Here is a 16,631-nt window from a genome sequence, read left to right as displayed (position 1 = left end):
TAATCTCGTTCCACCTCTCCCGAGGTGGAATGCATAGAGATATTCACTACACTAATTATATCTTTTTATACGTTAAAGATTATGTATATATTCCACCTCGGGAGAGGTGGAACAAGAAGTAGAGGGATTATATCGCTTTTGTAGCTAAGCTTGCTACTCTCTGTGCAAATGCACCTTTATCTTTAGGCTCTAGTCCTTCAGAAAGTTTTGCTGAATCCAAAAGTATCCAAGAAATATCAGCAAACAAACTCTCATCACTTAAACCATCAAGCTTTTTGATCATTTCATGCTCAGGATTTATCTCCAAAATGAGTGGTATCTCTGGCATCTCTTGTCCCATTTGAGCGAACATTTCTGCCATACCGGCCATAGGATCGGAACTGTCTTTAAGTACACATGATGGACTTGAAGTCAGTCTTGTAGAAGTTTTTACCTCTTTTACCTCTTCACCTAAAACTTCTTTGATCTTATCTGTAAGAGATTTGAACTCTTTACTTATCTCTTCTTTCTCTTCTTCTGTTTTACTGTCTGGCGCATCAACAGTCGTAATATCCTTAAGGCTCCACTCTTTATAGATGCCTATCATAGGAGAAACGATACTGTCAACCTCTTTATCATCCATGATAAGCACTTCGATATTTGCTTTTTTATATGCTTCGAGGAGTGGAGAGTTTCTCAGTACATTTTCATCTTCACCTGTGATGTAATAGATCTCTTTCTTTTCACTGTCTCCACGAGATATATAGTCTTCAAAGGATACAAGTCCCTCTTCTATTGAACTCTTATACTTTACAATGTCAAGCAATATCTCTTTGTTCATTTGATCTGTGTAGATACCTTCTTTGATAACCTTGTTATACTGGGCAGTAAAAGTTTCTGCATCTTCACCTTCGAGTTTTTTAATTGCCCCTAATATTTTCTTGACTGAGTTTTGCTTGATATTTGCCAAAATTCTATTTTCTTGAAGCAACTCACGAGAAACGTTGAGTGGCAGATCTTCCGAGTCTATGACACCCTTTATAAAACGCAAATACGGAGGCAATAACTCTTTGTCATCATCTGTGATAAACACACGCTTTACATACAATTTTACCCCTGGCGTGTAGTCTGCTCTGTACATATCCATAGGTGCAGTTTTAGGGATGTAAAAGAGTGTTGTAAACTCTTGTGAACCTTCTACTTTGTTGTGCAAGTAAGTAAGTGGTTCAGCATCACCATGTGAGATAGTTTTATAAAACTCATTGTAGTCCTCTGCTTTAAGTTCAGACTTCGACAATGTCCATAGTGCTGTAGCTGCATTGATCTGTTCTGATTTGTTCACAGATTTTGTGACTGCGTCATCACCCTCACCTGTTGTTTCATCTTCAGAGTAGTTAAGCATAATAGGGTATGCGATGTGGTTAGAATACTTCTTCACTACCTCTTGTGTTTTCCACTTGCTTAAAAATTCTTTCTCTTCATCTTTGAGTTTAATGTAGACGATAGTCCCATGTTCTTCTTTGGTCACAGGTTTTACTTCATACTCACCTGAACCATCCGTACTGAACATATAGGCTTGCTCTTCACCTGCCTTTTTAGAGATAACATCCACTTGCTCTGCTACCATAAATACAGAGTAGAACCCTACCCCAAACTGACCGATAAGATTAGAGTCTTTTTTTGCATCTCCTGTAAGATTTTCCATAAATGCTTTTGTACCGGACTTTGCAATAGTTCCAAGGTGATCCATCAGATCTGCCTCATTCATTCCTACACCGTTATCACCGATAGTAAGAGTCCCATCTGCTTCATCTAACTTGATAAAGATCTTGCCTGACCAGTTGTCATTTTTAAACTTTTCGTCTGTAAGTGAAAGGTAGTTGAATTTATCGAGTGCATCACTGGAGTTTGATACAAGTTCTCTGATAAATATCTCTTTATTTGAGTAGAGTGAGTGTGTCATGAGCTTTAAAAGTTGCCCAATTTCTGTTTGAAACTGATGTTTTGCCATCTATAATTTCCTTTATATCTATAATTTTGTGGGATTATAGTCTATTTTGGTAAATATTTCAAGTTTTTTTGCAAGAATTATTTTAAGTTTGTTTAGTGATAGTGACTAAAGTATATAAATCTTTACTAACTCTATCATTATTGCTATAATTTACCTATGAAAAATTTATATCTTATCAGACATGCCAAATCAGACTGGAGCGATGAAAACAAAAGTGACTTTGACAGAGGTCTTAACAAAAGAGGAGAAAAGGCCATCTTAACCATGGCAAAGGCACTCAAAGAAAAAAAGGTAATACCAGATCTCATACTCTCCAGTTCTGCAAAAAGAGCTAAACTCACAGCCAAAGGTTTAGCCAAAGAAATAAAATACAGTGGAAAAATAAAATACATAGACGCACTCTATATGGCAGAACCAGAAACGATACAGGAACTCATCAAAGATGTCAATGACAAATATGATACACTTTTCGTAGTAGGACACAATCCGGAAACAACAGAACTTAGCAATATGCTGATCGATGACTATATTGACAACGTTCCAACCTTGGGTATAGTAGCTCTAAAGCTGCCTATAAATGATTGGAAAGCATTTAAGATCGGGAAAGGGAAAATGCAATTTTTCATCTATCCAAAAATGTTTAAATAAACTTATTTTTTCGAAGTCTCACATCCCAGTTTTTGATGCTCTGACTCAAGTTCTGTTTTCTTTTTGTTTGCATCTCTGAGCATTTGCTTTTTGTTGGTACTCACTGTAATTCCCGGTGCTTCTATTGCTCTAGCCGCTTCTTCCAAATGGAAAGCACTGGTATCATTCACAACAGTGATAAAATTATCGATTTTTATCATTTTTTTATCAATGATCATACACTCTTCCGCCTTATCAGCAGGACTTAGTCCTACGGAAGCCATTTGATTGGTACATGCAGTCATAAACACAGCCATAGAGAGAGAAGATAAAGTAAGCAGTAGTGTTTGTTTCATTAGTTAAACCTTTTTAGAAATATTATAGCAGAACCATCCCAAATAAACTTTATATCTTAGAAATCAAACCCAAATAACAATTTCGTTGTGGTTTTATTATTACCAACTGAAGGGTCAGGGTTACTGTCATTTATCAAGTTATATGCCAATTTAACAGATAAAAAATCAAAGAGTGGTACTGTAAAAGTTAAATTTGATCTAAGTATCCAATCTTCATCCATATCTGTGAGACTTGGATAATACAGTATAAATCCATCAATGATAAACCTTTTGATGTATGCAACATCATTAAACTGATATTTCCCTGACAAGCCAAGCGCCGCTACAGCAAAGTTTTTATCTGCATAAATATCATCAGTATAACTGGTTGAAGCATATCCTAAACCAATAGAAGGTTCCAACCATTTAGAGTCATCAACCTTAAATCTATAACCATACCCTGCTGAAGGAATAAAGCGATTTAAGATATGTCGTGGACGATCATAATCGGCTGCTATTGTAGTGAAATAAAATTGATTATTTTTAAAATGATTTTTATAACTTAAAATACCTACAAGTTCGTCTTTATTTACTGTGTCAGGTGTATCTTCTGTTTTCCTTGTATCATATTCATAATCTACATAAAGCTTGATTTCATGTTCTGCTTGTTTATATCGTAAATTTAACAGCACATCTATTTCATTCTTTTGTGTGGTACCACTCTCGATCTCAAAACCCATATTAATATTCCCTTTTGTATAAGGAAATATATTTCGTACTTTATTTTCAAAAGAGTCATCATCACTCACAGCCATAACAAAATTGTCTATATCAGCTATCTTAACAGTCCTCTCTTTGCCATCTTCCATGATCTTAAGATACTTATTATCTTCTATACCGACAACACGGCCTTCAATATCCATACGTTTAAATGATATGTGGTAATTATATTTAGTATGAATTGATTCAATATCTTTATAGGCAAAATGGCTCATACCATCACTGTACAGCAGTCTAAATGAAAGTTTCTTAGGACCAAGATTCATTACTTTTCCATGCAAAACCATCCCGTGCACTACAATCGTATCTTTGATCTCTTCTTTGTCAGATGGTTTTTCTATATTTCCTCCAGCATAAGAGAAGAGTGTTAGGAAAATGAGAAAAGAGAAATATTTGATTAGATTTAAGTACATTAAGATCCTTTTATAAAAAGATGGATATTTCAGATTAAAAAAATTATATCTTATATTGCTGTTAATTTAGGTTAGATTTAGACTAGATGAAAAAGAGAAGATGAAAAAACTATTTTTTTCTAGTTGTTGTTAGATTTGAGGGTTGTTGAGAAGGAGCTTACGTCAGTACACCCCACTTACGCTTTAGCGACAGGGGTATCGGCATTTAGTGCCAGAAGTGACTGAACAGCTCCCTCAAAGATGACAGCAAATAGAAAAAAATTACTCCCACTCGATTGTTGCTGGAGGCTTAGAACTTATGTCGTATACAACACGGTTTATTCCATCGATCTCATTAATGATCCTACGGCTCATACCTTCAAGAACATCATGTGGTATATGAGCAAAAGTAGCTGTCATACCATCTACAGATTCTACCATACGGATACATACAGTGTTATCATACGTACGGTTATCACCCATAACACCAACAGACTGCACGTTGAGAAGTACTGTAAATGCTTGCCATACTTTATCGTAGTAGCCTGTAGCTTTGAGTTCTTCCTGCATAATAGCATCTGACTCTCTTATGAGATGTAACCCTTCTTCTGTGACTGCGCCCATGGTTCTTATGGCAAGACCTGGTCCAGGGAAAGGATGTCTCCCTATCATATCTTTAGGGAGTCCAAGCTCTAGTCCTAATTTTCTTACCTCATCTTTGAAGATCTCTCTTAGAGGTTCAACCAATTCAAAAGTCATCCAGTCCGGAAGACCACCTACGTTATGATGAGACTTGATGGTTTTAGAAGGACCTTTTACTGAAACGGATTCTATCACATCTGTGTACAGTGTCCCTTGCGCTAAAAATGCAACATCAGTATATTTCTTTGCTTCCTTATCAAAAATTTCGATGAATTTTTCACCGATGGCTTTTCTTTTAGTCTCTGGATCAGACACACCTTCCAGTGCTTCCATAAACTCTTTTTTCGCATCAACAGTAATAAGTGGAATGTCAAGCATTTTAAACATTGCCTGTACTTGTGTTGCTTCATCTTTTCTAAGTAAACCTTGGTCTACAAATACACAAATAAGTTGCTCTTTAGGCAGGGCTTCATTAAGCATAGCCGCTACCACAGATGAGTCAACTCCGCCAGATACACCACAAAGGACTTTTTTATCTCCTACCTGTGCTCTGATCCCGGTTATCTTCTCTTTGGCAAAGCTTCCCATATTCCAAGTGCTGTCACAACCACAAATATGTTTAGCAAAGTTTTTAAGCATCGCTGTACCCTCTACTGAGTGGTGTACTTCCGGGTGAAATTGGAATGCATATACTTTTCGATTATCGTCTGCTATCGCAGCATAAGGTGAGTTTTCACTTGTCCCGATGATATCAAAGCCTTCAGGGAGTCTTTCTGCTTTATCACCATGACTCATCCATACGATAGAATCATCTGCAATACCTTTAAAGATAGTAGAATCATTCTCTATCTTGAGTTTCGCTTTTCCATATTCATGGTGGTCCGCTGCTACTACTTCTCCACCAAAATGTTGAGTGATGAGCTGCATCCCATAACAGATACCCAGTATCGGTAAACCTAGATCCCAAACACCTTCATCCGGCTTATACGCATCTTCAGCATATACAGAAGCCGGTCCACCAGAAAGGATGATCCCTTGTGGCTTACGTGCTTTGATATCTTCAAGACTTTCACGATATGGTACCACTTCTGTATAAACGCCGCTCTCTCTGAGTTTTCTAGCGATGAGTTGTGTGTATTGTGAACCAAAATCCAGTACGAGTATAGGTACTTGTTTCATGATATTTCCTTATATTTATATGGTTAAATTTTGCCACGCACCTTGTTCCCAAGCTCCCGCTTGGGAACGAATAAACAAATTGAAAAAACTTAACTATGCAAATAGTATTGATGTACACATTCCCAAGCGGGAGCTTAGGAACGAGAGATATCTATTATTACATAATCCCTAAAACTTGAAACTGTAAATACCAAACAGCCACAGAGACAACATACCCTACAAGCACAGTCCATGCCAATTTCATATGTGATGCAAATGTGTAAATACCATGCAGTTTACCCATAACTCCAACACCTGCAGCAGAACCAAATGAGATCAGTGAACCACCAACACCTGCTGTAAGTGTTACAAGCATCCATTGTGCATGCGCATCTACACCCATATCTGGACTTGATTTAAGTACTGCAGACATAACCGGCACGTTATCTACAATAGCAGAAAGGAACCCTACACCGATATTCACTGTGGTTGCACCAAACTGTGTATAGAGTGCAGTAAAGTACTCCAGGAAACCTAAGAAATGAAGTCCACCAACCGCAGCCAAAATACCAAAGAAGAAAAGGAGTGTATCGTTTTCGATTTTAGCGATGAATGAGAAAACATTTACTGTAGGACACAAAACACCCTCACTGTCATATCTTACTTCTTTACTCATCTTGTACACATAAAGTTTTAAAATAGCCAAACCAAACATCATTCCCCACATTGCCGGTAAGTGAAGTACCTGGTGTGAAGTAACAGCTGATGCGATCGTTAAGGCAAAAAGTCCCATGATGATCTTACCACCAGGGGCAATATGTACTTCTTTTTCATCTTCAGCAAACGGAGGATTACCACTTGGTATAAAACGACTCAAAAGGAATGCAGTAATAAGCCACCCCAATATAGAAGCAGGGAAAAGGTAAAGGAAATCAACAAAGGTCCCTTTACCGTCAACCCATACCATGAGGGTTGTAATATCTCCAAATGGGCTCCATGCACCACCGGCATTGGCAGAAACAACAATGTTTACTGCTGAAGGAACAATAAATGCTTTGTTCTCTTTATCAATAGTAATCAATACTGTTGAAAGGATAAGCGCAGTTGTTAAGTTATCTGCAATAGGTGAGATAAAGAATGCTAAGAATCCGGTGATCCAAAAGAGTTTTTTATAGTCATATCCTTTTGAGACAAGTTTATAACGTAAAGCAGAGAAAATATTTCTGTCAATCATCGCTTCGATATAGGTCATTGCAACAAAAAGGAAAAAGAAGATTCCTGCAATTTCAATGATAAGTATCTCTACTTCGTGGTGCAGATGTTTGACATCCAAACCATTCATAACATAATACACACCAATAAGCATAAAAATAAGTGTTCCTGCAAAGAGTGCCGGCTTAGCTTTGTTTATATGGTATTTGTCTTCCGTTGCAATGAAGTAGTATCCTACTACAAATATTGCAAAGGAGAGGATCCCTACCCATGTTGTTGTTAAATCTAAATGTTGTACTACATCTGTTGTCATCTATTCTCCTAGTGTGTATGTAATATGTTTCTATAACTTCTATAACATTGAAAGTCTTTTTTATCTATTTTAACTTTCCATATAGTGTGAGCCTAAAGACTCTTTTCTTGCAAGTGCTGCATCAACGATGGCGGATGCTGTGTTAAGTCTTAACTCCAGCAGTCTGCCTATCTCTCTGTTTTTCATATCATAAATCAGATTCTTTGCTTCATGCAACCCTTGGGTCGTACGGATAATACCTATATCATCCCACATCACTTGACGCAGTTTATGTTTATAGGTTTTGTCATTATCTTTATGCAGAATATTAGCGTAATCTTTCTCAAATTCAGGTGTTTTAAGCACTATTTGTTCTTTACCCAAAAGATGATCCACTGCCCGTTTGGCAAAGACCATTCCTTCAAGCAGAGAGTTGGATGCCAAACGGTTTGCTCCATGTACACCTGTTCTGGCAGCTTCACCAATAACATAAAGACCTTCCATCCCTTCTATACAACCATAGGTATCACATTTTATACCTCCATTGGCATAATGAAATGCTGGGGAGATAGAAACTTTGTCTTTAGGAAAATAATAACCCAAAGCACCAAACGTACGTGTAATATTCGGAAAACGATGTTCAAACCATTTTTCCTCAAACATAGAAAAGTCCAAATAGGCATTTTTACCTGTTTTACGCTTATAGTCAAAGATGCCACGTGCTACGATGTCACGACTTGCAAGTTCCCCCCTGTTGTCATACTCAAACAAGAAACGATTTCCATCATCGTCCACTACATGTGCACCCTCACCTCTCAGTGCTTCAGTAAGCAATAACTTTCTGGCATAAGGGGTATCGACAAAAACCGTTGGGTGAAACTGCATGAACTCCATATCGGAAAGTTCTATACCTTTTTCAACACAAATACCATGAATATCTGCACTGATCGTTCTTGAGTTTGTATTGTACGCATAAAGAGAACCGATCCCACCGGATGCGATGATCACATCATCCGCATAGATCGTCGTTGGTCGATAATTCACAGAGGCTTTCACACCATAACATCGACCATCTTCTATAAGCAGGTCATATACCAATGTATTTTTCTGAAGTTGATGTTTGTTTTGTACCATCATAAAGTAGTGCATATAACGGCCCGTCGCATCTCCACCAGCATGCACGATACGCTCTGTGGAGTGTGCTGCCTCTTTCGTATAGAGGATGTTCCCCTCTTCATCCGTATCAAACTCCATACCTTGACTTATAATGTCAGGCGTAGTTACAAGTGAAGTACGGGAGAGTATCTCTACCGCTTCTTTATCGTTATGATACGCACCTGCTGCCATTGTATCTTCAACATGAACAGAAATATCTGCTTCATTCAAGGCAGTGGACATACCCCCTTGGGCATAAAAAGTGTTACACTCCCAAGGGATATCTTTACAGACTACTAAAACTTTTTTACTTTTGGGGAGTTGCATTGCGGCATAGAGCCCGGCAATACCAGCACCAATAATTAAAACGTCATATTTTTTCACTTATTATCCTTACTTGGTCACAGTACTGTTTTTATCAACATTATCTGCTATATAAACAGGATTTGTTTTATGTCCACAGCCACTCATAACGATACAGCAAACAGATGTTATAATAAAAACATGAAAAAAGCGCATACTATTTTGTCTCATCTTATCAATCAACCTCAATTTAGATTTCTAAAGCAGCAGACATGCTACCAAAAGTATATCAAACTTCTGGGAGGAAAATACCAAAAGGCTATCGCTTTTGTTTATATCAAAAACGAAACCCTTTTTGTTGCAGTTACACACCCTGGCTTTAAAATGGAACTTAATTATAATAGAGATTTATTAAAAAGTGTATTAACACAGCTCAGTTCCCTGGATAATGAATGTGAGATGATGAAAGCTGACAAGGTAGTTGTCTTTCACAGCAAGTATCATCCTGTAGCAAAAGTGGTAGATGATATTACAACCGTTCCCTACTACCATGAACGAGCACATAGTGACTTTAAAATAGAAACTGAAGATGAAGCGCTCAAAGAAAAATTCGAAGATATACAAAAAGTTATTAAATGCAATCAGTAGTTCAAAACCTTCCCTCCTCTGCGGGAGTATACCAGTATTTTGATATTACAGGAAAGTTACTTTATGTAGGAAAAGCAAAAAACCTTAAAAATCGTGTCAAAAGCTATTGGCGTTCTACACCGGAATTCACACCTAACCCTACACAGAGTCCACGTATTATCAAGATGCTTCTTGAAGCAGATAAATTAGAATATATCGTCGTAGAAACTGAGGAAGATGCACTTATACTCGAAAACTCTCTCATCAAACAACTCAAGCCCAAATATAATATTTTACTGCGTGATGACAAAACCTATCCGTATATTTATATAGATGAGTCACAGGAATATCCTCGTTTTGAGATTACACGTAAAGTGATCAAAGGGAAAGATATCACATACTATGGTCCTTTTCCTACAGGAGGGAAGGCTCTGCTTGATGCACTCTATGAAGTCTATCCACTGGTTCAAAAAAAGTCTTGTCTCAGAGAGGGAAAAGCCTGTCTCTTTTACCAGATCAAAAAATGTTTAGCACCCTGTGAAGGGAAAGTCACACCTGAAGAGTATGGAGAAATAGTCACTCAAGCAAAAACTTCCATAGTAAAACGTAAAAAGCTTATCAACACTTTGGAAGAGAAGATGACATCACTTGCGATGCAGGAACGTTATGAGGAAGCGGGCAGCATGAGAGATACCATTCAAGCCATCTCTTCACTCACGATCAGCTCCAATATTGATCTGGCAAACCAAATGAACCTCGATATCTTTGCCATACAAAATGGAGACGAAAGAGGAGTCATCGTCAAACTTTTTATGCGTGACGGAAAGATCATCTCTTCTGCCTACTCTTACTTCAGACACACCCATATCTTTGATGAAAATGAAGCCTATAAACAAGCTTTGTTAGAATTTTATACCATTGACACACCCAATGTGAGTAAACAGATCCTTACTGCCCAACCCTTTGAAGACAGCCAACAAGTAGCCCAAACACTCAGCACACGTTTTGATAAAAAAATAGAAATCCTCACTCCACAGCGTGGCTCTAAAGCTAAACTCATCGCTCTGGCAATACAAAACTGTAAGGAATTGTTACGTACAAAACAAAGTGATACAGTGATGGAGCAAAAGATAGCAGACCTCTTTGATCTCACAGTCATTCCTTATCGCATTGAGACTTTTGACAATTCACACCTTATGGGTGTTGCCACAGTAGGAGGTATGGTCGTTTGGGATGAAGCCAAGTGGGATAAAAGCACCTATAGACGCTATACGCTGCACGAGCGAGATGAGTATGGGCAAATGAAAGAGATGCTCTCTCGCCGTATAGCAGACTTTAAAGAACATCCTGCACCAGACCTCTGGATACTCGATGGAGGTCAGGCAAACCTAAACCTCGCACTCCAACTTCTCAAAGAGGAAAATGTAAACCTTGATGTCATCGCCATAGCCAAAGAGAAACTTGATGCCAAAGCCCATCGTGCCAAAGGTGCTGCGAAAGATCTCATTTACACTGTCAATGGACGCATAGAACTTAAGCCAAATGACAAACGTTTACACTGGATACAACGTCAAAGGGATGAAGCACATCGTTATGCTATCACTTACCATCAAAACAAAAAACGTAAAGAAGATACTCAGGTTTCTCTTCTCAATAAAAAGGGTATAGGTAAAGCTACTGTAAAAAAACTGATCGATTACTTTGGAACATTTGAAGCTATTGAAAGTGCTTCCAGAGAAGATATTGAGAGAGTTACAAATAAGAAAATTTCAAATATTATTAAAGATAATAATCCATAATCGTACCTTATTTGATATTTTTTACTAAAAAACCTCTTAATTCATTCTATTTTTAGTTTAATTGTACTAAAGTTTTAGAAGTGGGGTTTTTATCTAAATTTGCTTTTACTTAATTTATTTAACATAATAGTGAATATAAGACAACTAAAATATTTACACTTAAAAGGCTAAACTCATTGTGAAGTGAGGACAGAAAACCATGGGTCTCATGCAGATTGCCAGGTTACCATAGTAAACTTTATTACTTTCAGTTTACTACGTACTGACATTTCTTCTTGATACAAAAAACAAAAGGGCAAGACAATACTATGAATAGACCTGATCCAATCGACGAAGAACATAAATTTAAAAATGGCTTGATCGTAAGTTCTACAGATTTAAAAGGCATCATTACATATGCCAATAGAAAATTCTGTGAAATTGCAGGCTATACAAAAAGTGAACTTACAGGAAAAAATCACAATATTGTCAGACATCCTGATATGCCAAAAGCAGCCTTCCAAGAGGTATGGGACACCATACAGGCAGGAAAAGAGTGGACAGGGATTGTTAAGAATCTTCGAAAAGACGGGAGATATTACTGGGTTTATTCACATATCACTCCTATTGAGACTGATGGAGAGATCACCGGATACACAGCAGCAAGAAGACCTGCTTCAGAGACTGAAATAGAAGAGAGTATACCTGTCTATAAAGATTTACTAGAGAAAGAAAATAATTAAAAAGGAGTTGTTCACATCATGTATTATATCACCAATCAAAACAATCAAATTATTGCTATTGACCCTAACCTGTTAGCCTTACTTGAAGTAGAAAATATAGATGATCTTTATAGAGACATTGCATTGGGAGACATTAAATTCTCTTCATCAAAAGAAGAGAGTAATATCACTATTACAAAAGCCCAAAATGAAGAAACATATGATGTAGAGAACACTGATCTCTCAGGCATATTAGGAAACATTACTTTAGTTCAAATTCAGACACCTCCTGAAAAATCAATGCCTATAGATGATGGCAGTTCAACATTTGCATTGGCAGAAAAAGATGAAGAATCATCTATCACAGAAGATGAGTTAGTTGAGAAGATTTTGGGCTTGGATGTAACTGAAGAGGAAGAACTATTACTTCCTGATGATGATCTGATCTCTATCAAAGACACTGATGACTTATTAGAAGATGAGATATCTGTTTCAGATGATTTTGAAGAAAAAGCTAAAGAAAGCAGTGCTACAGAAGAAGATGATGATGCACTTTTTGACCTCATCCTGCCTACAACACCTGAAGAAGGCATAGATAGAATAACGATAACAGAAGATGAACAAGTAGAAACAGCTGCTGACATCCAGGCTCCTATTATTATTGATGTAAAAAACATTAGTCAAAGCATAGGTATTTCAACGGAAGATTACAATACTTTCTTAAATGAATATATTGATACCGCACTCTCTTTAGAAGAAGATCTTCGGAGTACCCAAGAAGAGAAGCACTCTAATGCCATTAGCATACTCTCTCATCTTTCAAATGTGTTACATCTTCCTGTTGTCAGCGAAATTGTAACACAAATTGAAAATGCTACCGCAGAGAGTCAAAATACGCATATAGAATCTTTTTATACTACGCTTGGCAGACTAACAACTTCCCAGTTAGAAACACTCAAAGAAGAGACTGCATCTATATTGGAAATAGACTCTGATATAAAAGTTGAAGCAATTGATTCTGTAGATATCGAGAGTATAGATCTTTTTGAAGAAGAACCTCTATCTGTACCGGAAGAGAAACCTGTTACACCAACAAGTGGAAGCTTTGGTACTATCGATCTTGATGATGTTAAACCTATACACTTTGATTTCCAACTGGAACAAGCTGCCAATGAGTTAAGCCTACCTGCGGAACTTATTGAAGAGTTTGTTCATGACTTTATAGATCAGGCACATACTGAGACCAAAAAAATGTTAGAAGCCTATGAAAAGGGTGATCTCGATACTATCCAAAAAATTGGTCACTTACTCAAAGGGACATCAAGTAATCTTCGCATCAATCCACTTTCTGATACGCTTTATGAGATACAGTTTTGTGAAGACAGCAGTAAGCTGAAAGAGTTGATAAAGCACTACTGGGGACATTTTTTGTCTTTGGAAACTCAAATTAATATTACATCAAAATAAAAGGAAATAAACGATGACTATCCGTAATAGACTTAAACTGATTGGGCTGGTACCAATTTTACTTCTTGTATTATTATCAAGTTATTTCTTTATAACTTCATATTTAAACTTTGAAAAAGCAAATGCATTAAAAACTTCACTAAGTAACAATGCCAACCTTAGTAATTCTCTGACTCAAATTGGTAAAGAGCGTGGTTTATCTGCTCTTTACATGGGCAGTGATCTCAAAGAGTTTTCAGGCTCACTGGCCAAACAGCGAAAAAATACAGATAAAGCCCTACAGACACTGAAAACAAGTTTGGTGACCAAAGATACAAGTTATATCCCTCTTCTTCTTCAAATACTGGGTGAGAGTACGTATCTGGATAAAAGTAAATATCAAACACTCTTAACAAATATTGGAACACTTCCAAGTATTAGAAAAGGGGCAGATACACTTGATGAAGATTTCAAAAAGATATTTTTTGACGGATATACAAAAAAGATATCTACCCCAATTCTTGATAACCTTTTACAAGTTAACAACTTCGCACTTGATACAGAGATATCTTCACTTGTATCAACACTCTCTCAACTCTATACTGTAAAAGAGAATGCTGGTTTGGAAAGAGGGTTTATCTCATACTATATGACAAAAAAAGCCTCTATGTCATTTGATGAGATCGCACTTTGGGATGAGTTTAAGACAAAAGCAAATGTTTTTGATATCAAACAGGTTACAAATATACAACTACGTCAACAATTAGAACAAATTCTTACTAACCCTAAAGCGCAAGAAATGCTGACTGAACTCGCAGAGACTTCATCTGCTATTCAAACAGATGTTGATAATGGTGACTACGCAGAAGAAGCTATGGACTGGTTTGCACTTCAAACACAAAAAATATCACTCTTCGCTAAAGCAGAACTGGTTGTTTCAAATGCTTTATGGAAAAAAAGTGATATTTACCTCCAAAAACAACTTTTCCTTCTTGCGATAGCTACAGCTATCTGGTTGTTGAGTTTTATCTTGGCATATCTGGGATACACAACTACACGAGATATTACACGAAATATTAAAGAACTTGAAGATGTTCTGAACAAAGCCGTGGATGACATGAAAAGCAGTGATCAATATCTTAGTTCAGATACTGCACATATTGAAAACATTGAACTGGACACACATGAAGGAACAAAAGAAGCCTATAGATTCCTAGAAACACTGGTAGATACAGCAAAAGAAGATAAATTAACAGCACTTCAAGCCAATGAAGCAAAATCACTCTTCTTGGCAAATATGTCACATGAAATTCGTACTCCACTCAATGGTATTGTTGGATTTACAGAGATACTAAGAAGTACTGATCTTGATTCAGAACAAAAAGAGTTTCTTTCCATTATTGATAAAAGTTCAGAAAATCTTCTAAGTATTATCAACAACATTCTTGACCTTTCAAAGATCGAGAGTAACAAAATTGAGATTGAAAATATCGTATTTGATGCAGCTGAAGAGTTTGAAAGTGCTGTTGAAACGTATGCAGTTAGTGCAGCTGAGAAAAATATTGATCTTAACTTTTATATGGATCCAACGATCAGTAACAAACTCAAAGGTGATCCAACCAAGATAAAAGAGATCATCATTAATCTTCTTAGTAATGCTATTAAGTTCACAAGTTATGGCGGAACCATTAATCTTGATATCCAAAAGATACAAAATGTAGATAGCCCACATCCTAGTATCAAGTTTTCTGTTCAGGATAACGGTATAGGTATGACAAAAGACCAACAATCACGTATCTTTGATGCATTTTCTCAAGCAGATGTTTCTGTTACCAGAAAATACGGTGGTACAGGTCTTGGACTGACTATTTCCAGTCAATTTGTTGAGCTTATGGGTGGTCATCTTGAACTTGAAAGTGCAAAAGATCATGGTACAACATTCTATTTCGACATACCACTTGAAGAAGTAACATCAGCTGAAACGAACTATACACAGGCATTCACTGATATGACTATCGGTAAATATGAACAAGAGATCCCAACAAAACTGGATAACTACTTAGAAACATACTTTGAGTATTTTGGTACTACAGTAAAACATTTTGAATCTGTAGGTGAGCTCAAAGACTTAAATGACAATGATGTATGTAAGAGTTATTGGATCGATATAGATAAAGCAAAACAAAACATCTTATCTGCTGTTGCCAATATTGACAGATCAAAACTTATCGTTTTAGCAAATGTAACCAGTCGGAATAAGATCGAAGAGATGGGTATTGATCAGGATAATGTAATTTTCAAACCTGTTACCCTTACCAAACTTAAAAACATACTAAGCAAAAGTGCAAGTACGGTACCTCAGCTTCTAGATGAAGCTCTACCGTCACAAGCAACAAAATTTGATGCGAAAGTCCTGGTCACTGAAGACAATATCATTAACCAAAAACTTATCAAACGTATTTTAGAAGAACATGGTATTACGGTTGATCTGGCGAATAATGGCCTTGAATGTTTTGAAAAACGCAGAAATAAAGAGTATGATCTTCTTTTTATGGATATTCAAATGCCGGTAATGGATGGTATAGAAGCTACACATGAAATACTTGACTATGAAGAAGACGAAGAAGTACCACATATTCCTATCGTTGCCTTGACAGCAAATGCACTTAAAGGAGACAGGGAAAGATTCCTTGGAGAGGGTATGGATGAGTATATTACCAAACCGATTGAAACAAGTGAATTGCTTTATATCTTGAATAAGTTCTTATCAGCCAAAGCAAAGATGGTATCCGTAAAAGTAAAAGATCAAGTCTCCAAAGATATTCAGGAAGAGTCTATATCTAAAGTTAATACAGTGAAAGATGAACCAATCCTTTTAGATGAACTTACTATGGATACATCTACAGAGAAAAAGATATTGATCGCTAAAAAGTTTCTTTTAGAGGGCAGAGTCTTAACCAAAGTAATTAAGAACCTAGGGTACGACCATAAAACATTAGATAATGTAGATTTACTTGAAAGTGAACTCTCATCAGGTGGGTATGATATACTCTTCAGTGATGCAGACCTCATTACAGAAGATATCAGTCAGTCCAATAACAATCTAGCTATAATCACTTCGGGAAGTTCCAAAGAAGAGATTGAAGATCTTATTAAAAAGTACAGAGGATAA

The 16,631-nt window shown here is 36.8% G+C and carries 12 protein-coding genes and 1 riboswitch; of the genes, 6 read left to right on the top strand and 6 right to left on the bottom strand.

Features of this window, described 5'->3' with window-relative positions:
- Positions 1-127: 127 nt before the first annotated feature.
- Positions 128-1,990, bottom strand: coding sequence for a molecular chaperone HtpG (gene htpG, locus ACLHDG_RS02950; protein WP_415407501.1), 1,863 nt, complete (start codon positions 1,988-1,990; stop codon positions 128-130).
- Between the two features lie 156 nt (positions 1,991-2,146).
- On the opposite strand from htpG, the gene ACLHDG_RS02945 reads away from it, so the two are divergent.
- Positions 2,147-2,638 carry a SixA phosphatase family protein gene (locus ACLHDG_RS02945; protein ID WP_415407500.1) on the top strand — a complete coding sequence of 164 codons (492 nt, stop codon included), beginning with the start codon at positions 2,147-2,149 and terminating at the stop codon, positions 2,636-2,638.
- A gap of 2 nt (positions 2,639-2,640) precedes the next feature.
- Here ACLHDG_RS02945 and ACLHDG_RS02940 read toward each other — a convergent pair whose 3' ends face one another.
- The 5 genes from ACLHDG_RS02940 to nadB all read right to left on the bottom strand — a co-directional run bounded on the left by ACLHDG_RS02940 (position 2,641) and on the right by nadB (position 8,967).
- Positions 2,641-2,973 (bottom strand): hypothetical protein, encoded by a 333-nt coding sequence (locus ACLHDG_RS02940; protein WP_415407499.1) that lies wholly within the window; start codon positions 2,971-2,973, stop codon positions 2,641-2,643.
- Positions 2,974-3,029: 56 nt separating this feature from the next.
- Positions 3,030-4,145 carry a DUF481 domain-containing protein gene (locus ACLHDG_RS02935; protein WP_415407498.1) on the bottom strand — a complete coding sequence of 372 codons (1,116 nt, stop codon included), beginning with the start codon at positions 4,143-4,145 and terminating at the stop codon, positions 3,030-3,032.
- Positions 4,146-4,406: 261 nt separating this feature from the next.
- Complete coding sequence (gene guaA, locus ACLHDG_RS02930) at positions 4,407-5,945, bottom strand: glutamine-hydrolyzing GMP synthase (RefSeq protein ID WP_415407497.1); 1,539 nt, start codon at positions 5,943-5,945, stop codon at positions 4,407-4,409.
- A gap of 157 nt (positions 5,946-6,102) precedes the next feature.
- On the bottom strand, positions 6,103-7,449 hold the full coding sequence (gene nhaD / locus ACLHDG_RS02925) for a sodium:proton antiporter NhaD (RefSeq protein WP_415407496.1): 1,347 nt from the start codon (positions 7,447-7,449) through the stop codon (positions 6,103-6,105).
- 69 nt (positions 7,450-7,518) lie between these two features.
- Positions 7,519-8,967, bottom strand: a complete 1,449-nt coding sequence (nadB, locus tag ACLHDG_RS02920; protein WP_415407495.1) for an L-aspartate oxidase — start codon at positions 8,965-8,967, stop codon at positions 7,519-7,521.
- A 69-nt stretch (positions 8,968-9,036) separates the two neighbouring features.
- Between nadB and ACLHDG_RS02915 the strand changes: the two genes are divergently transcribed.
- From ACLHDG_RS02915 to ACLHDG_RS02895, 5 genes are all read left to right on the top strand, one after another.
- Entirely contained in the window at positions 9,037-9,534 is a 498-nt protein-coding gene (locus tag ACLHDG_RS02915; protein ID WP_415407494.1) for a hypothetical protein, read from the top strand.
- A complete protein-coding gene (gene uvrC / locus ACLHDG_RS02910) occupies positions 9,522-11,312 on the top strand; it encodes an excinuclease ABC subunit UvrC (RefSeq protein ID WP_415407493.1) in 1,791 nt (596 codons plus the stop codon). The genes ACLHDG_RS02915 and uvrC overlap by 13 nt, the downstream gene beginning before the upstream one ends.
- A 156-nt stretch (positions 11,313-11,468) precedes the next feature.
- Positions 11,469-11,543: riboswitch (cyclic di-GMP riboswitch) on the top strand.
- A 44-nt stretch (positions 11,544-11,587) separates the two neighbouring features.
- Positions 11,588-12,034, top strand: a complete 447-nt coding sequence (locus tag ACLHDG_RS02905; protein WP_415407492.1) for a PAS domain-containing protein — start codon at positions 11,588-11,590, stop codon at positions 12,032-12,034.
- A gap of 18 nt (positions 12,035-12,052) precedes the next feature.
- Complete coding sequence (locus tag ACLHDG_RS02900; protein ID WP_415407491.1) at positions 12,053-13,480, top strand: hypothetical protein; 1,428 nt, start codon at positions 12,053-12,055, stop codon at positions 13,478-13,480.
- A gap of 13 nt (positions 13,481-13,493) precedes the next feature.
- Positions 13,494-16,631 carry an ATP-binding protein gene (locus ACLHDG_RS02895; RefSeq protein WP_415407490.1) on the top strand — a complete coding sequence of 1,046 codons (3,138 nt, stop codon included), beginning with the start codon at positions 13,494-13,496 and terminating at the stop codon, positions 16,629-16,631.

Origin of the sequence: Sulfurovum iocasae, assembly GCF_047716765.1 — a bacterium.
In the GTDB taxonomy this organism is placed as follows: domain Bacteria; phylum Campylobacterota; class Campylobacteria; order Campylobacterales; family Sulfurovaceae; genus Sulfurovum.
The sequence above is the reverse complement of the archived record's forward strand: the minus strand, read 5'-3'. Positions and strand labels throughout refer to the sequence as shown.